Raw genomic sequence first — 23,662 nt, 5'->3', positions numbered from 1 at the left:
CACGCTAGGCAGCGCTACTCTCCCGGGGGAAGTAGGTACCTGGAAGTGCGTATCCCACCGGAGAGTGCCCGATGCCGACCCGTACCGCCGCCCAGCGCCGCGAGCAGGAGCGCGTCCGTTACGATGCCTACCTGGCCCAGTGCCCCGCCCGGCAACTGCTGGAGCGGATCGGTGACAAGTGGGTCAGCCTGGTCCTGAACGCCCTGGCGGACGGGCCGCTGCGCCACGGCGAACTGAACCGGATCGTGGCCGGGGTGAGCCAGAAGATGCTCACCCAGACCCTGCGCGCCCTGGAGCGCGACGGCCTGGTGACGCGGACCGTCACCCCGACGGTGCCGGTCCGCGTCGACTACGGGCTCACCGCGCTCGGCCGGTCGCTGCTCCCGGTGGTCGCCGCGGTCAAGGACTGGGCGGAGACCCACATCGAGGAGGTGCACGCCGCGCGGCGGGCCTACGACGGCTGACCCGGCGCGACCACGTACTTGCCCTCGCCGCGGCCGGTGGCGAGCAGGTCGTGGGCGGCGGGGACGGCGGCCAGGTCGGGGAGGACGGTCACCGGGGCGTCGAGGCGCCCGGTGGCGAGCAGGTCGAGGGAGCGGCGGATCGCGTCGGCGACCTTCGCGGGGGCGCCGGTGAGCAGGCCGTTGTGGCTGAAGGCGGTGAGGGTGGCGTTGGCGGCGAGCAGCCGGGGGAGGCCCGGGAGGGGGTCGGGGGTGCCGCCGCCCGCGTTGCCGAACAGGACGATGCGGCCGCCGGGGGCGAGCAGGTCGAGGTCGAGGTCGACGGCGGCGGTGCCGAGCGGGTCGAGGACGAGGTCGATGCCGCGCCCGTCGTTGTCCGCCCGCAGGCGGGCGGCCAGGTCGGCGGGGTCGGTGCCGCGGGCGTGCGCCGCGTGGTAGCCGTGGCGCAGGGCGACGGCGGTCTTCTCGGGGCGGCCGACGGTGCCGAGCAGACGGCCGCCGCCGAGGTGGGGGAGCAGGCGGGCGACGGAGGTGCCGATGCCGCCGCTGGCCGAGTGGACGAGGACGCTCTCGCCGGGGGCGAAGCGTCCGGCGTCGGTGAGCAGCAGCAGCGTGGTGGCGAGGCCGAGCGGAGTGGTGGCGGCGACGTGCAGCGGGACGCCGTCGGGGACGGGGACGGTGAGGACCGCGTCGGCGACCGCGACCTCGGCGAGGCCGCCGGCCCGGGTGGCGGCGACCACGGGGGTGCCGACGGCGAGGTGGGTGACGCCCTCGCCGAGGGCGCGGACGGTTCCGGCGACCTCCTTGCCGGGGTGGTGCGGCCAGCTGCCGGTGTAGGCGCCGTCGCCGCGGCGGGCCATCACGTCGACGAAGTTGAGCCCGGCGTAGGCGACGTCGATCGCGACCTGGCCGGGGCCGGGCCGCGGCGGTTCGATGTCCAGGACGTGGCTGTGTTCGGCGCCGCCTGCTTCGGTCATGACGAGTGCGCGCACGGTGGTCCCCCTCGATGTGTTTCGAGATACGATGTTCTACGAACGTCGAAATTAGTACCACGCAACTTCGACATCTGTCGAACATCCCAGGAGGAGGCGCCCGTGCCCCGTCCCAGCCGCCGCCGCGAGGCGCCCCAGTACCCCGACACCGCCGACATCGACCTGCTGGACGTCCTGCACGCGCTCTCCGACCCGACCCGGATGACCATCGTGCAGACCCTCAGCGCGGAACCCGAACGCGCCTGCGGCACCTTCCCGGTGGACGTCGCGCCCTCCACCCTCAGCCACCACTTCAAGGTGCTGCGCGAGGCGGGCCTGATCCGGCACCGCGAGGAGGCCAACCGCCGACTGACCACCCTGCGCGCGGCCGACCTGGAGGAGCGCTTCCCGGGCCTGCTGGGTACGGTGGTCGCCGCGTACCGGAACGGCGGCTAGCGGAGGCCGGGTTGGGGATCGACGGGGCACGGGGCGGACGCCGGGGGATCGACACCGGGCCGTGGGACGTGCGGGAGGGCGCCGGGCCGTACGGGACGGAGCTGCGCTGCGAAGTGCTCGGGGAGGACCTCACCACCGCCCGCCAGGTCCGGACGTCCTTCTCGGTGTTCGGCTGCGACGGCCCGGGCTGGGTGCTGCGGGCGGTGGCCGGCGGGGTGGGCGCCGATCGGGGCCCGGCGGACTGGGCCTACGCCTTCTTCGCCGGGACGGTGGTGGCGCCGTCCGCCGTGCCGGTCGCCGTACCCGCCTCCCCCGCCGGGTTCGGGTCCTTCCAACCCGGCCTGCACCTCGAGCCCGTCCTGCTCCGACTGCCCGACGGGGATGCGCCCGCCACCACCACCGGCCCGCTCCGCCTCGGCGACCGGTGGTGGTGACGCGCCGTCAGGCCAGGCCCGCGGCGGTGGCGAAGTCCTGCTTGAGGGCGTCGAGGAGGGCCTGGGCGCGGAGGCGGGCGGCGGGCAGGTCCGCGGCGGTGGCGACCGGGAGGACGACCTCCAGGTAGCACTTGAGCTTGGGCTCGGTGCCGGAGGGGCGGACGACGACGCGGGCGGAGGAGACGGACGGGCCGTCGAGGAGGTAGCGCAGGCCGTCGGTGGGCGGCAGGTCGGCGCTGCCCGCGGACAGGTCGTCGGCGCGGGTGACGGCCAGGCCCGCCAGTTCGACGGGGGGCTTCTCGCGCAGCGCGGCCATCGCGTCCGAGATGACGGAGAGGTCCTCGACCCGGACGGAGAGCTGGTCGGTGGCGTGCAGGCCGTGCGCGAGGGCGAGTTCGTCCAGCAGGTCGGTGAGGGTGCGGCCCTCGCGCCCCAGTCCGGCGGCGAGTTCGGCGATCTGCAGGGCGGCCGTGACGCCGTCCTTGTCGCGCACGCCGTCCGGGTCGACGCAGTAGCCGAGCGCCTCCTCGTAGCCGTAGCGGATGCCCTCGGTGCGGGAGATCCACTTGAAGCCGGTCAGCGTCTCGGCGTAGCCCAGCCCGGCCGCGGCGGCGATCTTGCCGAGCAGGGTGGAGGAGACGATGGTGGTGGCGAACACGCCCGGCGCGCCCTTGGCGGCGACGGCCGCGCCCAGCAGGGCGCCGACCTCGTCGCCGCGCAGCATCCGCCAGTCACCGTCGGCGGTGGGGACGGCGACGGCGCAGCGGTCGGCGTCCGGGTCGTTGGCGATCACCAGGTCGGGGCGGGCCGCGCGGGCGGCGGCGAAGGCGAGGTCCATCGCGCCGGGCTCCTCCGGGTTGGGGAACGCGACGGTGGGGAAGTCCGGGTCCGGCTCGGCCTGTTCGGCGACCACGGTCGGCGCGGGGAAGCCGGCGGCGGCGAACGCGGCGAGCAGCACGTTGCGGCCGACGCCGTGCAACGGGGTGTAGACGGTGGTGAGTTCGCGCGGGCCGTCGGCGTCCAGCACCGAGACGGCGCGGGCGAGGTAGGCGTCCAGCACGTCCTCGCCGAGCACCTCCCAGCCGCCCTCCGCGCGCGGGACGTCGGCGAGCGCGCCCAGCGCGTCGATCTCGGCGGCGATGTCCGCGTCCGCGGGCGGGACGATCTGCGAACCGTCGCCCAGGTACACCTTGTAGCCGTTGTCCTGCGGCGGGTTGTGGCTGGCGGTGACCACCACGCCCGCCGCCGCGCCCAGGTGCCGGATCGCGAACGCCAGGACGGGCGTCGGCAGCGCCCGCGGCAGCAGCGCGGCGCGCAGCCCGGCGCCGACCACCACGGCCGCGGTGTCCAGCGCGAAGTCGTACGACTTGTGCCGGGCGTCGTAGCCGATCACCACCAGGTCGCCCAGCCCGGGGTGCTTGCGGACGTACCCGGCCAGGCCCGCCGCGGCCCGGATCACCACGGCCCGGTTCATCCGCATCGGCCCGGCGCCCAGCTCCCCGCGCAGCCCGGCGGTGCCGAACTGCAGCCGCCCGGCGAAGCGTTCGGCCAGCCGGGACCAGGCGATCCGCTCCTCGGCCTCGGCCTCCGGCCCCTCGGCGGCCGCCAGCAGCGCGGTCAGCTCCGCGCGGGTCTCCGGGTCGGGGTCCTCGGCCAGCCAGTCGCGGGCCCGGTCGAGGAGGTCGTTGGTGGGTGCCTGCGGCATGCGGCCCGCTCCCTGGGTGTGTGAGGACGAGGGGTGAGAGAGGTGTGAGGACGAGGCGTGCGGCACGTGCCCGGGGCGCGAGGGCGGACGGGCGGCGCGGGGCGGGCGGCGGGCCCGGCCCCGGGCGGCCCGGCCCCCCGCCCGCCCGGCTGCTCCGCGCTGCTGGTCGTCACGGTCACTGATTCTCCGTCAGCCGCGCGCCCCCGCGGGGGAGTCCGGCCCCCGCCGTGGTGTCAGATCCGTTCCAGGACCTTCGCCAGCAGGGCGCCCATCCGCTCGGCGGAGGCCTTGCCGGCCGCCAGCACCTCGGCGTGGTTGAGGGGCTCGCCGGTGATGCCCGCGGCCAGGTTGGTGACCAGCGAGATGCCGAGCACCTCGGCCCCGGCCTCGCGGGCGGCGATGGCCTCCAGGGTGGTGGACATGCCGACGAGCTCGCCGCCGATCGCCCGGGCCATGTTGACCTCGGCCGGGGTCTCGTAGTGCGGGCCGCGGAACTGCACGTAGACGGCCTCGTCGAGGGACGGGTCGATCTCGCGGCAGAGGGTGCGCAGGCGCTTGGAGTACAGGTCGGTGAGGTCGACGAAGTTGGCGCCGACGATCGGGGAGTCCGCGGTCAGGTTGATGTGGTCGCTGATCAGCACCGGCTGGCCGGGGACCCAGCCCTCGCGCAGGCCGCCGCAGCCGTTGGTGAGCACGATCGTCCGGCAGCCCGCCGCGGCGGCGGTGCGCACGCCGTGCACCACGGTGGCCACGCCGTGGCCCTCGTAGTAGTGGTTGCGGCCGAGGAAGACCAGGGCCCGGCGCTCCTCGCCCGCGCCGGGGATCCGCACCGAGCGGATGGTGCCGGCGTGGCCGGCCACCGCAGGGGCGGGGAAGCCGGGGAGGTCGGTGACCGGGAACTCGGCCAGCGTCTCGCCGAGGGCGTCGGCGGCCGGCACCCAGCCGGAGCCCATCACCAGGGCGACGTCGTGGCGCTCGGCGCCGGTGAGTTCGCGCAGCCGGTCGGCGGCGCCCCGGGCGGCGGCGTAGGGGTCGGCGGAGACGACCGTCTGAGGAGATGCGTTCACGCGGTCGAGGATAGGTCAAATCTGCCTACGCGCGTAGACAGCACGCCCAGGCCATGCCGGATCGTTACCCGGATTGCACGGAAGCACGGCATTCGTCCCCGCGACGGCAAGGGTTCCCGGCGGAACCCACCACGGCCCGGCGAGGAGCGGCGCGGCCCGTCGGCAGGCGCGGCCGCCGGCGGGGGCGGCCGTCAGCAGGGGCGGCGGCGCAGGTCCAGCACGTAGTCGTCGGGGGCGCCGGCGCTCTCCGCCGCGTCCGCGATCAGGCCCAGGTAGCGGGCGGCGGGCAGCCCGCCCTCGTAGTCGTTCAGCACGTACGTCCAGACCGCGACCTCGCCGTCCAGGGTCTGCGCGCGCAGCTTCACCTTGCGGTAGATGCCGAGCTGCACGCCCTCCCAGCGGTCCAGACCGTCCTCGTCCATCGGGGCGACGTCGTAGAGCGAGACGAAGACCTGCTCCTTCTCGTCCTCCACCACGGTGGCCAGCGAGCCCTCCCAGCCGAGCTGCTCACCGCCGAAGGTCAGCCGCCAGCCGGGCAGCCAGCCGGTGCCGCGCAGCGGGGAGTGCGGGGCGCGGCGGGACATCTGCCGGGCGTCGAGGTTGGTGGCGTAGGCGGCGTAGAGCGACATGGCGCCAGCCTACGGGAGCCGGACGGTCCACCGGGCTGCGCGTCCGGAGCGGGCCTACCGTGGAAGGAGGTCTCACCCCGCGGGCGAACCCGCCGGGTCGGGGGCGGGGTGCGCGCCGGACGGGAGCGTCCTGATGCGACAACTACCGGTGGTGGCGGGTGTCCCCGTCGTGGCGGCGGTGCTGCTGGCGACCGCGGTCGGCTGCGGGTCCAACGGCGGCGGCCAGGCGGGGGCCAGCCCGCCGGGCGCGGTGACCGTCACCGCGACGCCCACCCCGACCGTCACCGTCACGCCGACCCCGACCCCGACGGTCACCGTCACCCCGCAGACGGTCACCGCCACGCCGAACCCGACCGTCACGGTCACCACCGCGAGGGGCGGCAACCCGACGTTCACCAACGCCACCGCCGTGGTCACCCAGTACTACGAGGACATCACCAACCACGACTACGCGGCGGCGTGGGCGCTGGGCGGCAAGAACATCGGCGGCAGCGACTACAACGGCTGGGTGAAGGGCTACGCCACCACGGCGCGGATCTACCTCGGCACCAGCAGCGAGTTCGGCTCCGGCCAGGTGCGCGCGGTGATCTACGCGGTGCAGACCGACGGCAGCACGAAGACCTACGAGGGCACCTACACGGTGTCCAACGGGGTGCTGGTGGCGGCCTCGATCCAGCAGACCGGCTAGCTGCGGGCCGGGCGGCGCGGCCGGGCGGCGCGACCGGAGCGGGATCGGCGCGCGACCGGCGCGGGGCAACAACAACGGCCCCGGCGTGGAATCGGTTCCGGCATGCGGGAGAATGGGGCACGTGACTCGGATCGTGATCATCGGTGGCGGACCAGGCGGATACGAGGCGGCCCTCGTGGCCGCCCAGCTCGGCGCGGAGGTGACCGTCGTCGACCGCGACGGTCTGGGCGGATCGGCGGTGCTGACGGACTGCGTGCCGTCCAAGACGCTGATCGCCACCGCCGAGGTGATGACCAGCTTCGACAGCTCCTACGAGGAACTCGGCATCCTGGTCGCGGACGGCACGCCGGACCCGGCCGACCCGGCCCGGGTGGTCGGCGTCGACCTCGGCAAGGTCAACCGGCGCGTGAAGCGCCTGGCGATCGCGCAGTCCCACGACATCACCCAGGCGGTCACCCGCGCCGGGGTCACCGTGCTGCGCGGCCGCGGCCGGCTCGGCGGCGGCGGCCAGGCGATCGACGGCTCCCGCGAGGTGCTGGTCGACCTCGCCGACGGCGGCACCGAGTCGGTGCGCGCCGACGCGGTGCTGATCGCCACCGGCGTGCGCCCGCGCGAGCTGCCCGACGCCCAGCCGGACGGCGAGCGGATCCTCGCCTGGACGCAGGTCTACGACCTGGAGGAGCTGCCGCGCGAGCTGATCGTGGTCGGCTCCGGCGTCACCGGCGCCGAGTTCGCCGGCGCCTACCAGGCGCTCGGCTCGAACGTCACGCTGGTCTCCTCGCGCGACCGGGTGCTCCCGGGCGAGGACCCGGACGCCGCCGAGGTGCTGGAGGACGTGTTCCGCCGCCGCGGCATGAACGTGATGAGCCGCTCCCGGGCCGAGAGCGCCAAGCGCATCGGCGACCGGGTCGAGGTGACCCTGGCCGACGGCAAGGTGATCACCGGCACGCACTGCCTGATGGCGGTCGGCTCCATCCCCAACACCGCGGACCTGGGCCTGGAGGAGGCCGGGGTCGCGGTCAACGACTGGGGCCAGATCAAGGTCGACCGGGTCTCCCGCACCTCCGCCCCCGGCGTGTACGCGGCGGGCGACTGCACCGGCGTCTTCATGCTGGCCTCGGTGGCCGCCATGCAGGGCCGGATCGCGATGTACCACGCGCTCGGCGACGCGGTGCAGCCGCTGAACCTGAAGACCGTGGCGTCCAACGTGTTCACCGACCCGGAGATCGCCACCGTCGGCTACACCCACGCCGACGTGACCTGCGGGAAGATGGACGCCGTCGAGGTCAAGCTCCCGCTGCGCGGCAACCCGCGGGCCAAGATGCAGGGCATCCGGGACGGCTTCGTGAAGCTGTTCGCCCGCCCCGGCACCGGCATCGTGGTCGGCGGCGTGGTGGTCGCCCCGCGCGCCTCCGAGCTGATCCACTCCATCTCGCTGGCGGTGGACAACAACCTGACGGTGGAGCAGGTCGCGAGCGCCTTCACGGTCTACCCGTCGCTGTCCGGCTCGACCGCCGAGGCGGCCCGCCAGCTGCACATCCGCAAGCGCGAGGGCGCCGGCTCCTAGGGGCGCGCGGGACGTACGGGAACGAGCCGGGCGCGCGCGGCCCGGCTCACCCGGTCGGCGGGGCGCGCATTGTACGGTCGTGCGCCGTTCCGAGGTGAGCAAATCCCGTTACCAGGTGCAAACGCCTGAAAGCAGACGGTCACTCGGGTTACCGTCGGTCCTGTGTTTGCAGCAGAACGTCGCCAGTTGATCCTAGAGATGGTGCGCGCCAACGGAGCCGTGTCGCTCCGTGAACTGGCCCGCGTCGTCCAGACCTCCGAAGTCACCGTCCGTCGGGACGTCCGGGCGCTGGAGTCCGAAGGGCTGCTCGACCGCCGCCACGGCGGAGCGGTGCTGCCCGGCGGGTTCAGCCGTGACCCGGGCTACCCGCAGAAGACCCACCTCGCCACCGCCGAGAAGAGCGCCATCGCCGACCTCGCCGCGGACCTGGTCGAGGAGGGCGACGCCATCGTGGTCGGCGCCGGCACCACCACCCAGGAGCTGGCCCGCCGGCTCGCCCGGGTGCCGGGGCTGACGGTGGTCACCAACTCGCTGCTGGTCGCCCAGGCGCTGGCGCACGCCAACCGGGTCGAGGTGGTGATGACCGGCGGCACCCTGCGCGGCTCCAACTACGCCCTGGTGGGCAGCGGCGCCGAGCAGTCGCTGGCCGGGCTGCGGGTCACCAAGGCGTTCATCTCCGGCAGCGGCCTGACCGCCGAACGCGGCCTGTCCACCGCCAACATGCTCTCCGCCTCGGTCGACCGGGCGCTGGTGCAGGCCGCCAACGAGGTGATCGTGCTGGCCGACCACACCAAGCTCGGTGCGGACAGCATGTTCCAGACCGTCGCCACCGAGGCGATCACCCGGCTGGTCACCGACGAGCGCACCCTGCTGGACGACCTCACCTCCCGCGAGCAGCACGCGCTCGCCGACTGCGGGGTGCAGGTCTCGGTCGCCTCGCTCGGCCTGACCGCCGAGTCCGGGGCGCACCCGCAGGCCGCCCGCCGCCCGTCCGGGCCGCCCGGCCTGGCCCCCGGCAGCCCGCTGCCCGGCCAGCGCCGCCCCGCCCCGCCCGGGGCGCTGCCGCCCGCCGCCCGGCTCGCCGAGCGGATCCGCTGACGGCACTCCGGCCGACCGCCCCCGGGGCGCCCCGCTGACCGGTTCCGGCCCGCCCGGCGCCGACCCCTGGCCGCCCCGACCGACCCGCTTGTAGCGTCTGCCCCCATGGACGCAGCGAGCGAAACACTCGACCGCACGACCGAACTGACGGTACGTCAGGCCCGTGGCGGCCGCGGCCCCGCGACCTGGGGGCAGCGCGCCATCCACTCCGCCCTCGCGCGGCTCGGCAGCGACGCGCCCCGCTACAACCTGCGGCTGGCCGCCCCCGTCGACCCCGGCCTGGCGCCGGACGCGGTGCTCCGCGCCTACACCGAACTGCTGCACCTGCACGACGCGTTGCGCACCCGGCTGCTCGCGGAGGACGGCGACCTGGTGCAGGTCGTCGACGCCGACGGCGTCCTCCCGGTGGCGCTGCTGCACCGGGACACGCCCGACCTGGCCGCCGCGGCCGCCGCGGAGCTGGTCGCCGGGTACGCCGCCGAGCCCTTCGACCCGGCCCGCGCGTGGCCGGTGCGACTGGCCCTGGTGCTGGTCGACGGCCTGGTCCGGCAGGCCGTGATCGTGCTCTCGCACACCGCCGCGGACGGCTGGGGGATGCGCCGGATGGTCCGCGACCTGATGCTGCTGACCGCCGGGCGCACCGCCGAAGAGCTGCGCGCCGAACGGGAGTTCACCCAGCCGCTGGAGGAGGCCGCCGAGCAGCGCTCGCCGCGCGGCCGCCGCCGGGACGCCGCCGCCCGGCGGCACTGGCGGGAGAAGCTGGCGCTGGGCCCGCGCACCCTGCTGCCCCGCCCGGCCGCCGAGCCCGACCCGGAGCGGCCCTTCCCGTACGCGGTGCTGCGCTCCCCGGCGCTGGCCGCCGCGCTGCCGGTGGCCGCGGCCCGGCTGCGCAGCAGCGACGCGACGGTGCTGCTGGCCGCCGCCGCCACCGAGTTGGCGCGGCTCGGCGGGCAGCGCGGCTTCCTGTGCCAGGTGGTGGTCGGCAACCGGTTCACCGAACAGGCCGCCGAGGCCGTCACCACGCTCGCCCAGGAGGGCCTGTTCCACCTCCCGGAGATCGCCGAGGAGTTCGCCGAGACCGTCCGCCGCGCCCAGGGCCCTGCGCTGACCGCCTACCGCCACTCCGGTTACGACAAGCCGCAGTTGGACGCCGACCTGGAGCAACTGCGCTCCGAGGGCGTCGAGTTGGCCGACCACTCGGTGTTCTGGAACGACACCCGGGATCCGCTGGCCGCGCTGATGTCCGACGGCTCGGAGCAGGCGGGTGCGGTGGAGCGGGAGTTGAGCTTCCCCGACGCGTTCCCGGCCCGCCCGGGGGTGTCCGTCGCGGTGGACGTGGTCGTGGTGCCCGGCGCGGTGGAGCTGCGGATGGTGGCGGACGGCGCGCTGCTGGACCGGGAGCGGATGGGGCAGTTCCTGTGCGGCGTCGAGGAGTTGGTGCTGGGCGCGGCCGGATGACCGGAAGGGGGGGGGGGGGGGGGGGGGGGCCCCCCCCCCCGCCCCCCCCCCCCCTTCCGTCACGCGTCCGGTGCTCAGACGTCCTTGATCTCGCAGAGCGCGGCGCCGCTGGAGACCGAGGCGCCGACCTCGGCCTTGAGGCCGACGACGGTGCCGGCCTTGTGGGCGTTGAGCGGCTGCTCCATCTTCATCGCCTCCAGGACGACGATCAGCTCGCCCGCGGCGACGACCTGGCCCTCCTCCACGGCGACCTTCACGATGGTGCCCTGCATCGGAGAGGCCAGGGTGTCGCCGGAGACCGCCGAGGCGGCCTTCTTGGTGCCCGCCCGGCGCTTGGCCTTGGCGGCGGACGCCCCGGCCACGGGGGCCGCGGCGACGCCCAGCGAGGAGGGCAGCGAGACCTCGATCCGCTTGCCGCCGACCTCGACGACCACGGTCTCGCGGCCCTCGGGCTCCTCGCCGTCGGCGCCGGCGCCGACGAACGCCGGGATGGTGTTCTCGAACTCGGTCTCGATCCACCGGGTGTAGACCGTGAACGGCTCGGTGGAGCCGGTCAGTTCGGGGGCGAAGGCGGGATCGGTCACCACGGCCTGGTGGAACGGGATGGCGGTGGCCATGCCCTCGACCTTGAACTCCTCCAGGGCGCGCTTGGCGCGCTGCAGGGCCTGCTTGCGGTCGGCGCCGGTGACGATCAGCTTGGCCAGCAGGGAATCCCAGGCGGGGCCGATCACCGAGCCGGACTCGACGCCGGCGTCCAGCCGGACGCCCGGGCCGGACGGCGGGGCGAACAGCGTGACGGTGCCGGGCGCGGGCAGGAAGTTGCGGCCCGGGTCCTCGCCGTTGATCCGGAACTCGATGGAGTGGCCGCGGATCTCCGGGTCGTCGTAGCCGAGCTCCTCGCCGTCCGCGATCCGGAACATCTCGCGGACCAGGTCGATGCCGGCGACCTCCTCGGAGACCGGGTGCTCGACCTGCAGACGGGTGTTGACCTCCAGGAAGGAGATCAGGCCGTCCTGGGAGACCAGGAACTCGCAGGTGCCGGCGCCGACGTAGCCCGCCTCGCGCAGGATCGCCTTGGAGGCGCGGTACAGCTCGGCGTTCTGCTCGGGGGTGAGGAACGGCGCGGGCGCCTCCTCGACCAGCTTCTGGTGGCGGCGCTGCAGCGAGCAGTCGCGGGTGGAGACGACCACCACGTTGCCGTGCTGGTCGGCCAGGCACTGGGTCTCCACGTGCCGCGGCTTGTCCAGGTACTGCTCGACGAAGCACTCGCCGCGGCCGAACGCGGCGACCGCCTCGCGGACCGCCGAGTCGTACAGCTCGGGGATCTCCTCCAGCGTGCGGGCGACCTTCAGGCCGCGGCCGCCGCCGCCGAACGCCGCCTTGATGGCGACCGGCAGGCCGTGCTCGGCGGCGAAGGCCACCACCTCGTCGGCGCCCGAGACCGGGTCGGCGGTGCCCGCGACCAGCGGGGCGCCGGCGCGCTGGGCGACGTGCCGGGCGGTGACCTTGTCGCCCAGGTCGCGGATGGCCTGCGGCGGCGGGCCGATCCAGGTCAGGCCGGCGTCGAGCACGGCCTGCGCGAACTCGGCGTTCTCGGACAGGAAGCCGTACCCGGGGTGGACCGCGTCCGCACCCGAGTCGGCAGCGGCCTTGAGCACCTTGGCGATGTCCAGGTAGCTGGTGGCCGGGGTGTCGCCGCCCAGCGCGTAGGCCTCGTCGGCCGCCCGCACGTGCAGCGCGTCCCGGTCAGGCTCCGCGTACACCGCGACGCTGGCGATACCGGCATCCCGGCAGGCCCGGGCGACGCGGACGGCGATTTCTCCGCGGTTGGCGATGAGCACCTTGCGCACTGTGGCTCCCTTCTCGAACCTGGTCGAGTCTATGGATTGGAGGGCGCTACCGGCGAGTAGTCCCTGGTGGTGAGCGTGCTCACACGCTCGGTGGTCCGACTCCCGTACGGGCGGCGGATGTTGGCGCCGCGCCGCAGGCAGCGGGCGCGCGGCGCCCGCGCGCCGGGGTGCGGGAGGGTCCGCGGGGGCGGGGTGGCCTTGGCCACACCGGGTCGGTTCAGACGGCCGCCGGCTGGGGACGGGTGGTCGCCGCGGCCGTCACGTCGGCCTCGAACTCGACCACGTCCGGCCCGTAGGCCCGGGCGTTCACCAGGCGCAGCACCACCGCGAAGGTCCCGTCCCGGCCGTGCCTGCGGGCCAGCGTCCGGTGGTGCGCGGCCAGGTAGCGGGCCGCCGCGTGGTTGGACACCGCGGTCTGCCCGGCTATCACGAACACCGGACGGCTGCCCGCGCGCAGGTGTATCCGGGCCAGCAGCACGTACGCCCGCTGGCCGGGCTCCTCCGCCGCCGTCCGGAACCGGAACTCGCGCGCACCGGCCAGCAGGGTCTGCACCGGGTGCCCGGCCTCCGGCGGCGGCTCGACGAACGAGACGCCGGGCAGCCAGGACGCCAGGTGCGCGGCCGTCCGCTTGTTGCTCACCGGGCCGCCCACGCAGAACTCGGTCTTGTCGCCCAGCCCCTGCCGGACCTCGTCGTGCCCGGTCAGCGTCGCCTGCGCGCCGCAGCCGCGGACCAGCGCGGCCAGCTCCATCAGCGCGTACACGTCGTCGCGGGCCACGCTCGCCCGGTCCGGCGCCCCGGCCTGGCGGTTGACCACCAGCAGTGCCTCACCGGCGGCCGGGAGGCCGAAGAAGGCCCGCTCCCGCTCCAGCCGACGCCGTCGGCGCACCGACTGGGCCAGCCAGCCGAGAACGCCACTGATCGCCGAAGCGACCACTCCCAGAACGACGTTGAGCACACCATCGGTCATCTTCCGCTCCTCGTCGCTCCTCTCCGGGTCCGGCTGCGTCAGCCTAACGGGGCCCCGGTGGCAGCGGAGTGGAACTCTGCGACAGATGTGCGGGCCCGGTTCTGTCCGTTTCCGCACCCAGGAAGTGGAATCAATGCCTCCATTTCCCTCCGGTGCTCCTGCGGCGGCGGATTGGTCCGGACCATTGACCCCGATCCGCCCGCTCCCTAGCGTCTCAGCCACAAGCGCACCATCCGCACGATTCACGGGGGAAACGTGAAGCGTTCCACGCTGCCCGTCGCGCTGGCCGCGACCGCGCTGCTGCTCACCGCCTGCTCCAGCGGCTCCGGCTCCGGCTCCGGCTCGGGCCAGGCCGCCGCTCCGCCCGGCCCGAGCGCCAACACCTACGGCTGCCTCACCCGGGACCAGGCCGCCGAGGGCGCCTTCACCCTCGACGGCGGCAGCGCCGCCGGGAACCACCTGGACGCCTACTACCGGGACTCCGACGCCGGGCACGCCAAGGTCGGCGTGATCTTCTCGCACCAGGCCGACGGCTCGCTCTGCGAATGGGCCCCGGTCCTCGACCGGTTCACCGAGGCCGGGTACGCGGTCCTCGCCGTCACCTGTTCGGGCGACGTCACCGAGGCCATCAAGGCCGCCGAACGCCACTACCAGGGCAAGGGCGTCACCCAGGTCGCCCTGGTCGGCGCCTCCAAGGGCGCCGCCGCCTCGCTGGTCGCCGCCAAGCTCGACAACCCGCTGCCGGTCAAGGCCGTGGTCTCGCTCAGCTCGCCCCGGGCGTACTCGATGTTCAACGCCCTGCTCGCGGTCACCGTGGTGAAGACGCCCAGCTACTTCGCCGCCGAGCAGCGCGACTCCCCGTTCGCCGACAACGCCCAGGCCCTCTACGACGCCTCCGTCGCCGAGGACAAGCAGCTCAAGATCTACCCCGGCGGCAACCACGGCGCCCCGCTGCTCCAGGACGGCGCCCTGCCCGACGTGCTCGGCTACCTGGCGAAGCACGCCCCCGCGGCGGGTTAGGTCCTAGGCTCCCGGCGTCCACAGGTCGGTGATGCGCACGTCCAGCTCGGCGAGCAGGCGGCGCAGCAGCGGCAGGGACAGTCCGATCACGTTGCCGGGGTCGCCGTCGATCCCCTCCACGAACGGTGCCGAACGGCCGTCCAGGGTGAACGCCCCGGCCACGTGCAGCGGTTCGCCGGAGGCGACGTACGCGGCGACCTCGGCGTCGTCCGGCGTCCCGAAGCGGACGGTGGTGGAGGCGGTCTCGGCCGCCCGCTTCCCGGTCGCGGTGTCGATCACGCAGTGGCCGGTGCGCAGCACGCCCGAACGCCCCCGCATCGACCGCCAGCGGGCCACCGCCTCCGCCGCGTCGGCCGGCTTGCCCAGCGCGACGCCGTCCAGCTCCAGCACCGAGTCGCAGCCCACCACGAGCGGCGGCTCGCCCGGCTCGGCGGCCAGCTCCCGCGCGACCTTCTCCGCCTTCGCCACCGCCAGCACCAGGGCCAGCTCCCCGGGCGTCGGGGCGCTCAGCGCGTCCTCGTCCACCCCGCTCACCCGCACCAGCGGATCCAGGCCCGCCTGCCGCAGCAGGCCCAACCGGGCGGGGGAGGCGGACGCGAGAACCAACGGGCGGCGAGCGGTCATGCGGCCAAGCCTAGCGGCCTACACCAGCACCAGGACGGCCCCCGCGAGCGCCAGCAGCGCGAGCACCAGCGCCGTCCGCCGCAGCCTGCGCAGTACTTCGCGGGCCTCTTGCGACGGCTCGTCGCGGGGGTCTGACCAGAGCACCCCACCAGCCTGCAACGGGCGGGGCGGGCGCGCCTGAGTATCCGTACTCAGTCCGGCGTACCGGAAATGGTTCGGGTGCCCGCTTGACGTCCGGGCCCCGGTTCCCTGCAATGGAGCGACTGGATTGTCGGGTCCATGATCGACGGCGTGCGGGCCGTCGGAACGCTCCTGCGCCCGACACCACGTCCCCCCACCAGGTCAGGGCACGCGCACGCCTCCAGAACCACCCCACTGGTTTCGGCAGAGGAGAAGCCCCGTGTCCCAGTTCCCCACCACCGCGCGGACCACCACCGCCGCGGTCCGTCCCCACCTCATCGCGCTGTACCGCGTCGTCGTCGGCCTGCTCTTCGCCTGCCACGGCGCCGCCTCGCTGTTCGGCGTCCTCGGCGGGGCCCACGGCGGCGGCACCATCAAGGCCGGCACCTGGCCCGGCTGGTACGCCGCCGTCATCCAACTCGCCTGCGGCGTCCTCGTGGTGCTCGGCCTCGGCACCCGCGTCGCCGCGCTCGTCGCCTCCGGCTCGATGGCCTACGCGTACTTCACCGTCCACCAGGAGAACGCGCTCTTCCCGCTCCAGAACGGCGGCGAACCCGCCGTCCTGTTCTGCTGGGCCTTCCTCCTGATCGCGGTCCTCGGCCCTGGAAGTTTCGCGCTGACCGGCCGCGAGGAATCCCAGGCGTAGGGAGCCCCGACAGGGGGGCGGGTCCGCGCTGCCGCCGGTCGGAGCCCGTCGGCGAGTCCGGGCCGCTCCGGGACGCGGTTCAACCGGGGTCGCCGGAGGAACAGGAGTCCCACGGGGCGTTCCGGGACCGGCGCGCCCCGCCCCCACGCCCCCTCGAAGGGAAGCCCCGTGAGACTCGCCCCCCACCTGCACCGCCTCGGCAACGACACCGTGGCCTGCTACCTCGTCGACACCGACGAGGGCATCACCCTGGTCGACGCCGGACTGCCCGGCCACTGGCGGGACCTGCAGCGCGAACTGCGCGCCCTGGGCAAGAGCACCGAGGACGTCCGCGGCCTGGTCCTCACCCACGGCGACTCCGACCACCTCGGGTTCGCCGAACGCCTGCGCAGCACCCACGGCGTCCCCGTGTACGTGCACGCCGCCGACGCCGAGCGCGCCCGGACCGGGAAGAAGCCCCCCGTCGAGACCGGCCCCTGGCGCCCGGGCCCGGCGCTGGGCTTCTTCGGCTACGGCCTGCGCAAGAACGGCCTGCGCACCCGGTACCTCGGCGCCGTCACCGAAGTCTCCGACGGTGACGTGCTCGACCTGCCCGGCAGCCCGGTGATCGTCGGCCTGCCGGGTCACTCCCCGGGCAGCGTGGCCGTGCACGTCCCGGTCGCCGACGCGCTCTTCGTCGGCGACGCGCTGACCACCCGCCACGTCCTCACCGGTCGCCGCGGCCCCCAGCCCGCGCCCTTCACCGACGACCCCGCCGCAGCGCTCGCCTCCCTCGACCGGATCGCCGACCTCCCGGCCTCCTGGGTCCTGCCCGGCCACGGCGCCCCCTGGCGCACCTCACCCGCCCGGGTCGCCGAAGCCGTCCGGGCGGGTGGGGGTGGGGCGTAGGCCCTCAGCGGGCCCAGAAGCTGGTCCGCCAGGCGTGCGGGCCCGGGGGCGGGAGGGGGCGGGAGGTGCGGGTGGTCCAGGCGGTGGCCGGGCCGCGGGCGGGGCCTTCGGCGGCCCGGGTCGCGGCCCGGGAATGGACCACCGCCAGGACGGTGGCCAGCTCCTCGGGGGTCGGCTGCCCGTGCAGCACCTGAATGGGCGTCATGGTGCGGTGGTCCCTTCGGGGGTCAGAGCGGGATGTTGCCGTGCTTCTTGGGCGGCAGCGCCTCCCGCTTGCCGCGCAGCGCCCGCAGCCCGCGGACGATGTGCCGCCGGGTCTCGCTGGGCGCGATGACCGCGTCGACGTAGCCGCGCTCGGCGGCCAGGTACGGGTTGAGCAGGGTGTCCTCGTACGAGGCGAGGAGCTCGGCGCGGCGCTCCTCGCCGAGGCCCTCGGCCTCGGCGGCGGCGATCTCGCGGCGGTGCAGGATGTTGACCGCGCCCTGGGCGCCCATCACGGCGATCTGGGCGGTCGGCCAGGCCAGGTTGAGGTCGGCGCCGAGGTGCTTGGAGCCCATCACGTCGTACGCGCCGCCGAAGGCCTTGCGGGTGATGACGGTGATCAGCGGCACGGTGGCCTCCGCGTAGGCGAAGATCAGCTTGGCGCCGCGCCGGATGATGCCGTCCCACTCCTGGCCGGTGCCGGGCAGGAAGCCGGGCACGTCGACGAAGGTCAGCACCGGGATGTTGAAGGCGTCGCAGGTGCGCACGAAGCGGGCGGCCTTCTCGCTGGCGGCGATGTCCAGGCAGCCGGCCAGGTCCATCGGCTGGTTGCCGACCACGCCGACCGGGTGGCCCTCGACCCGGCCGAAGCCGATCACGATGTTGCCCGCGTACAGCGGCTGGACCTCCAGGAAGTCGCCGTCGTCCAGGACGTGCTCGATCACCCGGCGGATGTCGTACGGCTGGTTCGCCGAGTCCGGGACGATGGTGTCGAGTTCGAGGTCCTCGGCGGTGACGGTGAGGTCGGCCTGCTCGGGGTAGGCGGGCGGGTCGGTGAGGTTGTTGGAGGGCAGGTACGACAGCAGCGCCTTGACGTACTCGATCGCCTCCTTCTCGTCCGCGGCCAGGTAGTGCGCGTTGCCGGACTTGGTGTTGTGGGTGCGGGCGCCGCCCAGCTCCTCCATGTCCACGGTCTCGCCGGTGACGGTCCTGATCACGTCCGGGCCGGTGATGAACATGTGCGAGGTCCGGTCGGCCATCACCACGAAGTCGGTCACCGCGGGGGAGTAGACCGCGCCGCCCGCGCACGGGCCCATGATCAGCGAGATCTGCGGGATCACGCCGGAGGCGTGCACGTTGCGGCGGAAGATCTCGCCGTACAGGCCGAGCGAGACCACGCCCTCCTGGATCCGGGCGCCGCCGGAGTCGTTGATGCCGATCATCGGGCAGCCGGTCTTCAGCGCGAAGTCCATCACCTTGACGATCTTCTCGCCGAACACCTCGCCCAGCGAGCCGCCGAAGACCGTGAAGTCCTGGGCGAACACGGCGACCTGGCGACCGTCCACGGTGCCGTAGCCGGTGACCACGCCGTCGCCGTACGGGCGGTTCTTCTCCTGGCCGAAGTTGGTGGAGCGGTGCCGGGCGAACTCGTCGAACTCCACGAAGGAGTCCTCGTCCAGCAGTTCGGCGATCCGCTCACGGGCCGTCAACTTGCCCTTGGCGTGCTGCTTCTCCACCGCCGCGGCCGAGCCGGAGTGCACCGCCTCGTCGATCCGTCGGCGGAGGTCGGCGAGCTTCCCGGCGGTGGTGTGCGGGTCCTGCGGTGCCTGGGTCATTCCGGTGGCTCTCCCTGCGTCCTCGGCCGCCGGCCCGGCGCGCGAGGGGTGCGGGCAGGGCGGCGCTGCGGTCTACCGCCCAGCAGCGTATCCAGGACGGGGACGTTCGTGGTTATGGCCATCGACACATCGTCCACCTGCCCGTTGTGCGGGACGATGATGCGGCATGTGGCCACTGCACAAGCCCCTAGGCTGGCCGGGTGACCACTCCCGACAGCCCCCGCCCCCGCCGCTCCGGCCTGCGCGGCTTCGGCCACGACGGCCCCTCCCCGTGGACCGACCTGGAGCGCCCGCCGCTGGACGAACGGGCCCTGCGGCTCGACCTGCTGCGCCCCGGGGCGCTGTGGACCTCACTCGATGTGGTGAGCGAGACCGGCTCCACCAACGCCGACCTCGCCGCCCGCGCCAGGGAGGGCGCGCCCGAGGGCGCCGTCCTGGTCGCCGAGTCGCAGCACGCCGGACGCGGCCGCCTGGACCGCCGCTGGAGCGCGCCGCCGCGCTCCGGGCTGTTCCTGTCGCTGCTGCTGCGCCCGCAGGGCGTGCCGGCGGAGCGCTACGGCTGGCTGCCGATCCTGATCGGCACCGCCGTCTCCGCCACCCTCGACCGGGTCGCCGGGGTGAGCACCGGCCTGAAGTGGCCCAACGACCTGCAGGTGGTCGTCGACGGCCAGGAGCGCAAGCTCGGCGGCATCCTCACCGAGCTGTCCGGCGGCGCCGTGGTGGCCGGGATCGGCCTGAACGTCTCGCTGCGCGCCGACGAACTGCCCGTCCCCACCGCGACCTCGCTCGCCCTGGCCGGGGCGGGGACCACCGACCGGCCCACCCTGCTGCGCGCCGTGCTGCGCGAGTTCGCCGAGCTGTACGGCGAGTGGACCGCCGCCGCGGGCGACCCGCACGCCAGCGGCCTGCTGCCCGCGTACACCGCCCGCTGCACCACGCTGAACCGGCAGGTGAGGGTCCAGCTGCCCGGCGAGCGCGAACTGCTCGGCGAGGCCGTCGCGGTGGACGGCGACGGCCGCCTGGTGGTGCGCACCCCCGACGGGGCCCGGCACCCCGTCGCCGCCGGGGACGTGGTGCACGTGCGCCCGCAGGACTGAGGGCGGCCGCGCCGGTCTCACCCTGCGGGACCGGCCGACCGGCTGCCGGGCGGATGCCCCGGATTACGCGATTCCGTGCGAACATTCCACCTGGCAGCGGTGTGAGGCTCGCCACTACCCCCGCGGTGGTCGGCTGCCCGCACCTCGAAGACGGCAAGACACAAGTGCGGCCCACCGCACGGGGACGGACCGGTGACAGACAACGGCGGCGCCACGACGGGCTCCGGGAGCGGCGCGACGGACGAGACCACCGTCGCCACCGACCTGGAGCGGCTGATCCTCGACGCGCCGCGCAAGTACACCCCGTACCAGGCCGCGCGTGCCGCGGAGGTCCCGATGGACCTCGCCACCCGGTTCTGGCGCGCCATGGGCTTCCCCGACATCGGCCAGTCCCGCGCCCTCACCGACAACGACGTGATCGCGCTGCGCCGCCTGGCCGGCCTGATCGAGTCCGGTCTGCTCAGCGAACCGATGGCGATCCAGGTCGCCCGCTCCACCGGCCAGACCACCGCCCGGCTGGCGGGCTGGCAGATGGACACCTTCCTCGACAACCTCACCCAGCCCGTCGAACCCGGCATGAGCCGCTCCGACGTCGCCTACCCGCTGGTCGAACTGCTGCTGCCCGAACTGGAGCAGTTCCTGGTCTACGTCTGGCGCCGCCAGCTCGCCGCCGTCACCGGCCGGGTCGTCCAGGCCGCCGAGGACCACGAGGTCACCTCCGGCCGCCTCGCCGTCGCCTTCGCCGACCTGGTCGGCTTCACCCGGCTCTCCCGCCGGCTGGAGGAGGAGGAGCTCGGCGAACTCGTCGAGGGCTTCGAGAACACCTGCTCCGATCTGATCGCCGGGCAGGGCGGCCGGGTGGTCAAGACCCTCGGCGACGAGATCCTGTTCGTCTCCGAGGACCCGGCCACCGTCGCCGAGATCGCCCTCTCCCTGGTCGAGACGCTCGCCAAGGAGGACAACATGCCCGCCCTGCGGGTCGGCATGGCCTTCGGCACCGTCACCTCCCGGATGGGCGACGTCTTCGGCACCACCGTCAACCTCGCCTCCCGGCTCACCTCCATCGCCCCCAAGGACGCCGTCCTGGTCGACGGCGAACTCGCCGCCGCGCTCGAACAGCACGGCACCGCGAGCCTCCCCGACGCCCCGCCCGCCCCCGGCCACCGCTTCAACCTCCAGCCGATGTGGCGCCGCCCCGTCCGCGGCCTCGGCCTGGTCGAACCCTGGCTGCTCACCCGGGTGCCCAGCACCGACTGACCTCCGCACTTCACCCGAAAACCGCACGGACCGACTTAGGCTGGGTGAAAGGGTCACGCGGTCGGAGGAGAAGGCTTACGGTGAGTGAGGCGACCATGGACGAGCGGGCCTCGTTCGAGGCGGCGGCGCCCGACCTGCGGCTGCAGGCCGTGGTGGAGCTCGCCCAGGACATGGCGGGCGCGATGACCCCGCTGGAGGCCGTCCGGGCCGCCGCCACCCGGGCGGTCTCCGCGCTCGGCGCCACCATGGCCGCCGTCTCGGTCTGGGACCGCGAGTCCGGGCGGCTGCGGGTGCTGGTCAACCACGGCGAACTCGCCCCCGGCGAGGAGGAGCTGCCGGAGGACGAGTCGTACCCGGTCGCCGACTTCCCCGAGATCGTCACCTACCTGGAGGAGCACTGGACCACCGGCCGGCTGCCCCGCGCCTGGACCCAGACCGCGGAGGACGTCGGTCCGCCCACCGGCCACCCGCCGCACGGCGGCGGCGCGTTCTGCCGCCAGCGCGCCGCCGGACTGCGCCGCCGCGGCCGCGGCTGCTGCCTGGTCGCCCCGATCGTCCTGCACGGCCAGGCCTGGGGCGAGCTCTACCTCGCCCGCGGCACCGGCATGCCGTACTTCACCGAGTCCGACGCCGAGTACGCCACCCTGCTCGCCGCCCAGGTCTCGGCCGGCCTGGCCCAGACCGAACGCGTCGCCGACCTGCGCCGCCTCGCCTTCACCGACGCCCTCACCGGCCTCGCCAACCGCCGCGCCGTCGACGCCCGCCTCGACACCGCGCTCAAGGCCCACACCCGGGAGGGCGCGGTCGTCTCCCTGGTCGTCTGCGACGTCAACGGCCTCAAGCGGGTCAACGACCAGCTCGGCCACGAGATGGGCGACCGGCTGCTCGAACGCTTCGCCCACCAGCTCTCGCTCTCCGCCGCCAAGCTCCCCGGCAGCCTGGCCGCCCGGCTCGGCGGCGACGAGTTCTGCCTGCTCGCGGAGGGCCAGTCGGCCGACGAGGTGGTCGCCGTCGCCGAGGAACTCTGCGCCCGCGCCCTGGAGTTGACCGACGGCGAGGGCGTCGCCTGCGGCATCGCCTCCACCGGCGACTCGATCGGCCCGGTCACCACCCCGGACCGCCTGTTCCGCCTCGCCGACGCCGCCCAGTACCGCGCCAAGGCCAGCCGTGCCGCTCACCCCGTCGTCGCCGGACGCAGCCACGGCCCCGCGTACGCCCCCGACCCGACCGTGCAGCTCGCCGACGCCGCCGACCCCCAGCGCAAGCCCCCCGGCGGGCGGCCGAACGGCGACCGCCGCCGCTTCCGCGGCTCCGCGCACAGCGCCGACCCCGGCCAGCTGATCACCGCCGTCCTCGCCGCCCTCGACCAGGGCGGCGGCACCCACCCCGCCGACACCCTCGGCCGGCTCGCCGTGGTCGCCGAGACCGCCGCCCGGCTGCTCAACGCCGTCGGCTGGTGGATCTCCTACGTCCCGCCCGGCTCCCCGCTGATGCGCACCGCCCGGCACGCGGTCTACCGGATGACCGGCGGCCCCGCCAGCGCCCGCGCCCAGACCCAGCGCGCCCAGATCGAGGCCCCCGACGCCGTCTTCGACCTCAGCCACTACCCCCTCACCTCCCGCACCGTCACCGGCGGCTCCTTCGCCCTCCGGGTCGGCGCCCCCGGCAACGACGCCGCCGAGGAGGCCGTCATGGTCGTCTCCGGCTACCGCGCGATGGCCGCCGCGGGCGGCTGCAACCCGGCCGGGGGCTGGCTCCTGGAACTCTTCGCCGACGACTCCACCCTCCCCCTCACCCAGGCCGCCCCCGCCCTGCGGGCCCTGGTCGCGGTCGCCCTCTCCGGCCCCTGCTCACCGCCTCCGGCGTAGGCGGACGAGGAACGGCACCAGGGCTAGCCGATCCGGTCGGCGCGGGTGTAGACGTTCGCGGTGCGCCCGCGCAGGAAGCCGACCAGGGTGAGGCCCAGTTCCCCGGCGAGGTCGACGGCCAGGGAGGAGGGGGCGGAGACGGCGGCCAGCAGCGGGATCCCGGCGAGGGCGGCCTTCTGGGTGAGCTCGAAGGAGGCGCGGCCGGAGACCGCGAGCAGGTGGCCGGTCAGCGGGAGGCGGCCCTCGCGCAGCGCCCAGCCGACGACCTTGTCGACCGCGTTGTGGCGGCCGACGTCCTCGCGGACGCACAGCGGCGTCCCGTCCGCGGCGAAGAGCCCGGCGGCGTGCAGCCCGCCGGTGGTGTCGAAGGCGCGCTGGGCGGCGCGCAGCCGGTCGGGGAGCTCGTACAGGACGGCCGCGGGCACGGTCAGCGGGTCGGGGGCGACGTCCCAGCGGGAGCGGGTGCGGACGGCGTCGACGGTGTCGCGGCCGCAGAGGCCGCACGCGCTGGTGGTGAGCAGGTTGCGGTGGGCGGAGAGCGCCGGGCGGGCGCCGCGGACGGTGGCGTCGACGACGTTGTACGTGTTGGCGCCGTCCGCGTCCGTCCCGGCGCAGTAGCGCAGCGCGGCCAGTTCCTCGGTGGCGCCGACCAGGCCCTCGCCGACCAGGAACCCGGCGACCAGGTCGAAGTCGTGGCCGGGGGTGCGCATGGTGACGGTCAGCGCCTCGCCGCCGATCCGGATCTCCAGCGGCTCCTCGGCCGCGAGGCTGTCGGGCCGCACGGAGCGCCCGCTCCCGTCCAGCCGCACCACTCGTCGTCGTTCCGTCGCCCGCGCCATGCGTCTCGCACCTCCGCGGGCCAGTCAACCACCTGCCGGGACGCGGGGGCCGCAGCCGGACCCCGGCGCTGC

Annotated in this window: 23 protein-coding genes and 1 pseudogene; 13 read left to right on the top strand and 11 right to left on the bottom strand. The window is 74.7% G+C overall.

The annotated features are described in order from the left end of the window. Positions 1 to 71: 71 nt before the first annotated feature. On the top strand, positions 72 to 464 hold the full coding sequence (locus tag ACFY00_RS16700; RefSeq protein ID WP_388032040.1) for a winged helix-turn-helix transcriptional regulator: 393 nt from the start codon (positions 72 to 74) through the stop codon (positions 462 to 464). Here the strand turns inward: ACFY00_RS16700 and ACFY00_RS16695 are convergent. Then, positions 452 to 1,438, bottom strand: coding sequence for a zinc-binding alcohol dehydrogenase family protein (locus ACFY00_RS16695; RefSeq protein ID WP_388032038.1), 987 nt, complete (start codon positions 1,436 to 1,438; stop codon positions 452 to 454). The two genes, ACFY00_RS16700 and ACFY00_RS16695, sit on opposite strands and share 13 nt — an antisense overlap. A gap of 117 nt (positions 1,439 to 1,555) precedes the next feature. Between ACFY00_RS16695 and ACFY00_RS16690 the strand changes: the two genes are divergently transcribed. Together ACFY00_RS16690 and ACFY00_RS16685 are read left to right on the top strand one after the other, a co-directional pair. Beyond that, a complete protein-coding gene (locus ACFY00_RS16690; RefSeq protein WP_388032036.1) occupies positions 1,556 to 1,888 on the top strand; it encodes an ArsR/SmtB family transcription factor in 333 nt (110 codons plus the stop codon). 11 nt (positions 1,889 to 1,899) lie between these two features. Beyond that, positions 1,900 to 2,322: a DUF3710 domain-containing protein gene (locus ACFY00_RS16685; RefSeq protein WP_388032033.1), complete on the top strand. Its 423-nt coding sequence runs from the start codon at positions 1,900 to 1,902 to the stop codon at positions 2,320 to 2,322. 7 nt (positions 2,323 to 2,329) lie between these two features. Here the strand turns inward: ACFY00_RS16685 and ACFY00_RS16680 are convergent, their stop codons facing one another. From ACFY00_RS16680 to ACFY00_RS16670, 3 genes are all read right to left on the bottom strand, one after another. Continuing rightward, entirely contained in the window at positions 2,330 to 4,027 is a 1,698-nt protein-coding gene (locus ACFY00_RS16680) for a phospho-sugar mutase (RefSeq protein WP_388032030.1), read from the bottom strand. Between the two features lie 233 nt (positions 4,028 to 4,260). Then, a complete protein-coding gene (locus tag ACFY00_RS16675; RefSeq protein ID WP_388032027.1) occupies positions 4,261 to 5,094 on the bottom strand; it encodes a purine-nucleoside phosphorylase in 834 nt (277 codons plus the stop codon). 191 nt (positions 5,095 to 5,285) lie between these two features. Beyond that, the gene (locus tag ACFY00_RS16670; RefSeq protein WP_030457274.1) at positions 5,286 to 5,723 is read right to left on the bottom strand and encodes a gamma-glutamylcyclotransferase; all 438 of its coding nucleotides are present in this window, start codon (positions 5,721 to 5,723) and stop codon (positions 5,286 to 5,288) included. A 133-nt stretch (positions 5,724 to 5,856) separates the two neighbouring features. Between ACFY00_RS16670 and ACFY00_RS16665 the strand changes: the two genes are divergently transcribed. From ACFY00_RS16665 to ACFY00_RS16650, 4 genes are all read left to right on the top strand, one after another. Then, positions 5,857 to 6,411, top strand: coding sequence for a hypothetical protein (locus ACFY00_RS16665; RefSeq protein ID WP_388032024.1), 555 nt, complete (start codon positions 5,857 to 5,859; stop codon positions 6,409 to 6,411). A 112-nt stretch (positions 6,412 to 6,523) separates the two neighbouring features. After that, positions 6,524 to 7,978 (top strand): NAD(P)H-quinone dehydrogenase, encoded by a 1,455-nt coding sequence (locus ACFY00_RS16660; protein ID WP_388032022.1) that lies wholly within the window; start codon positions 6,524 to 6,526, stop codon positions 7,976 to 7,978. Positions 7,979 to 8,176: 198 nt separating this feature from the next. Further along, positions 8,177 to 9,076: a DeoR/GlpR family DNA-binding transcription regulator gene (locus tag ACFY00_RS16655; RefSeq protein WP_388032296.1), complete on the top strand. Its 900-nt coding sequence runs from the start codon at positions 8,177 to 8,179 to the stop codon at positions 9,074 to 9,076. A gap of 105 nt (positions 9,077 to 9,181) precedes the next feature. After that, on the top strand, positions 9,182 to 10,534 hold the full coding sequence (locus ACFY00_RS16650) for a condensation domain-containing protein (RefSeq protein ID WP_388032019.1): 1,353 nt from the start codon (positions 9,182 to 9,184) through the stop codon (positions 10,532 to 10,534). Positions 10,535 to 10,608: 74 nt separating this feature from the next. Here the strand turns inward: ACFY00_RS16650 and ACFY00_RS16645 are convergent, their stop codons facing one another. Together ACFY00_RS16645 and ACFY00_RS16640 are read right to left on the bottom strand one after the other, a co-directional pair. Then, complete coding sequence (locus ACFY00_RS16645; protein ID WP_388032016.1) at positions 10,609 to 12,384, bottom strand: acetyl/propionyl/methylcrotonyl-CoA carboxylase subunit alpha; 1,776 nt, start codon at positions 12,382 to 12,384, stop codon at positions 10,609 to 10,611. A gap of 217 nt (positions 12,385 to 12,601) precedes the next feature. Then, positions 12,602 to 13,354: a hypothetical protein gene (locus ACFY00_RS16640; protein WP_388032013.1), complete on the bottom strand. Its 753-nt coding sequence runs from the start codon at positions 13,352 to 13,354 to the stop codon at positions 12,602 to 12,604. Positions 13,355 to 13,609: 255 nt separating this feature from the next. Here ACFY00_RS16640 and ACFY00_RS16635 point away from each other — a divergent pair, with 255 nt between their 5' ends. Further along, positions 13,610 to 14,374 (top strand): alpha/beta hydrolase family protein, encoded by a 765-nt coding sequence (locus tag ACFY00_RS16635; RefSeq protein ID WP_388032011.1) that lies wholly within the window; start codon positions 13,610 to 13,612, stop codon positions 14,372 to 14,374. A 3-nt stretch (positions 14,375 to 14,377) separates the two neighbouring features. Here ACFY00_RS16635 and ACFY00_RS16630 read toward each other — a convergent pair whose 3' ends face one another. Together ACFY00_RS16630 and mmpB are read right to left on the bottom strand one after the other, a co-directional pair. Then, positions 14,378 to 14,998 (bottom strand): nucleoside triphosphate pyrophosphatase, encoded by a 621-nt coding sequence (locus ACFY00_RS16630; protein ID WP_388032008.1) that lies wholly within the window; start codon positions 14,996 to 14,998, stop codon positions 14,378 to 14,380. 18 nt (positions 14,999 to 15,016) lie between these two features. Then, positions 15,017 to 15,142 carry a morphogenic membrane protein MmpB gene (mmpB, locus tag ACFY00_RS16625; protein WP_376057492.1) on the bottom strand — a complete coding sequence of 42 codons (126 nt, stop codon included), beginning with the start codon at positions 15,140 to 15,142 and terminating at the stop codon, positions 15,017 to 15,019. 256 nt (positions 15,143 to 15,398) lie between these two features. Here mmpB and ACFY00_RS16620 point away from each other — a divergent pair, with 256 nt between their 5' ends. Together ACFY00_RS16620 and ACFY00_RS16615 are read left to right on the top strand one after the other, a co-directional pair. Further along, positions 15,399 to 15,824: a DoxX family protein gene (locus tag ACFY00_RS16620; protein WP_388032005.1), complete on the top strand. Its 426-nt coding sequence runs from the start codon at positions 15,399 to 15,401 to the stop codon at positions 15,822 to 15,824. Positions 15,825 to 15,992: 168 nt separating this feature from the next. Next, complete coding sequence (locus tag ACFY00_RS16615; protein ID WP_388032003.1) at positions 15,993 to 16,712, top strand: MBL fold metallo-hydrolase; 720 nt, start codon at positions 15,993 to 15,995, stop codon at positions 16,710 to 16,712. A 4-nt stretch (positions 16,713 to 16,716) separates the two neighbouring features. Here ACFY00_RS16615 and ACFY00_RS16610 read toward each other — a convergent pair whose 3' ends face one another. Together ACFY00_RS16610 and ACFY00_RS16605 are read right to left on the bottom strand one after the other, a co-directional pair. Then, entirely contained in the window at positions 16,717 to 16,917 is a 201-nt protein-coding gene (locus ACFY00_RS16610; protein ID WP_388032000.1) for an acyl-CoA carboxylase subunit epsilon, read from the bottom strand. A gap of 22 nt (positions 16,918 to 16,939) precedes the next feature. Beyond that, positions 16,940 to 18,529, bottom strand: a complete 1,590-nt coding sequence (locus ACFY00_RS16605; RefSeq protein WP_388031997.1) for an acyl-CoA carboxylase subunit beta — start codon at positions 18,527 to 18,529, stop codon at positions 16,940 to 16,942. Between the two features lie 200 nt (positions 18,530 to 18,729). On the opposite strand from ACFY00_RS16605, the gene ACFY00_RS16600 reads away from it, so the two are divergent. From ACFY00_RS16600 to ACFY00_RS16590, 3 genes and pseudogenes are all read left to right on the top strand, one after another. Beyond that, positions 18,730 to 19,626: a biotin--[acetyl-CoA-carboxylase] ligase gene (locus ACFY00_RS16600; RefSeq protein ID WP_388031995.1), complete on the top strand. Its 897-nt coding sequence runs from the start codon at positions 18,730 to 18,732 to the stop codon at positions 19,624 to 19,626. A 192-nt stretch (positions 19,627 to 19,818) separates the two neighbouring features. Continuing rightward, positions 19,819 to 20,883 carry an adenylate/guanylate cyclase domain-containing protein gene (locus ACFY00_RS16595; protein WP_388031992.1) on the top strand — a complete coding sequence of 355 codons (1,065 nt, stop codon included), beginning with the start codon at positions 19,819 to 19,821 and terminating at the stop codon, positions 20,881 to 20,883. A gap of 95 nt (positions 20,884 to 20,978) precedes the next feature. Next, a pseudogene (locus tag ACFY00_RS16590) lies at positions 20,979 to 22,193 on the top strand (diguanylate cyclase domain-containing protein); the annotation flags it as partial. 581 nt (positions 22,194 to 22,774) lie between these two features. On the opposite strand, the gene fdhD reads toward ACFY00_RS16590, so the two are convergent. Continuing rightward, positions 22,775 to 23,590: a formate dehydrogenase accessory sulfurtransferase FdhD gene (gene fdhD, locus ACFY00_RS16585; protein ID WP_388031989.1), complete on the bottom strand. Its 816-nt coding sequence runs from the start codon at positions 23,588 to 23,590 to the stop codon at positions 22,775 to 22,777. Between the last annotated feature and the right edge of the window lie 72 nt (positions 23,591 to 23,662).

Origin of the sequence: Kitasatospora sp. NPDC001540, assembly GCF_042894345.1 — a bacterium.
GTDB lineage: Bacteria > Actinomycetota > Actinomycetes > Streptomycetales > Streptomycetaceae > Kitasatospora > Kitasatospora phosalacinea_C.
This window is presented reverse-complemented; position numbering and strand designations above follow the sequence as displayed.

What these genes read in the sequence shown, in the direction of transcription:
- ACFY00_RS16700 (WP_388032040.1), top strand. Translation starts at nt 72, where the DNA reads ATGCCGACCCGTACCGCCGCCCAGCGCCGCGAGCAGGAGCGCGTCCGT.
- ACFY00_RS16695 (WP_388032038.1), bottom strand. Translation starts at nt 1,438, where the DNA reads ATGACCGAAGCAGGCGGCGCCGAACACAGCCACGTCCTGGACATCGAA.
- ACFY00_RS16680 (WP_388032030.1), bottom strand. Translation starts at nt 4,027, where the DNA reads ATGCCGCAGGCACCCACCAACGACCTCCTCGACCGGGCCCGCGACTGG.
- ACFY00_RS16670 (WP_030457274.1), bottom strand. Translation starts at nt 5,723, where the DNA reads ATGTCGCTCTACGCCGCCTACGCCACCAACCTCGACGCCCGGCAGATG.
- ACFY00_RS16665 (WP_388032024.1), top strand. Translation starts at nt 5,857, where the DNA reads ATGCGACAACTACCGGTGGTGGCGGGTGTCCCCGTCGTGGCGGCGGTG.
- ACFY00_RS16660 (WP_388032022.1), top strand. Translation starts at nt 6,524, where the DNA reads ATGGGGCACGTGACTCGGATCGTGATCATCGGTGGCGGACCAGGCGGA.
- ACFY00_RS16655 (WP_388032296.1), top strand. Translation starts at nt 8,177, where the DNA reads ATGGTGCGCGCCAACGGAGCCGTGTCGCTCCGTGAACTGGCCCGCGTC.
- ACFY00_RS16650 (WP_388032019.1), top strand. Translation starts at nt 9,182, where the DNA reads ATGGACGCAGCGAGCGAAACACTCGACCGCACGACCGAACTGACGGTA.
- ACFY00_RS16640 (WP_388032013.1), bottom strand. Translation starts at nt 13,354, where the DNA reads ATGACCGATGGTGTGCTCAACGTCGTTCTGGGAGTGGTCGCTTCGGCG.
- ACFY00_RS16630 (WP_388032008.1), bottom strand. Translation starts at nt 14,998, where the DNA reads ATGACCGCTCGCCGCCCGTTGGTTCTCGCGTCCGCCTCCCCCGCCCGG.
- ACFY00_RS16610 (WP_388032000.1), bottom strand. Translation starts at nt 16,917, where the DNA reads ATGACGCCCATTCAGGTGCTGCACGGGCAGCCGACCCCCGAGGAGCTG.
- ACFY00_RS16605 (WP_388031997.1), bottom strand. Translation starts at nt 18,529, where the DNA reads ATGACCCAGGCACCGCAGGACCCGCACACCACCGCCGGGAAGCTCGCC.
- fdhD (WP_388031989.1), bottom strand. Translation starts at nt 23,590, where the DNA reads ATGGCGCGGGCGACGGAACGACGACGAGTGGTGCGGCTGGACGGGAGC.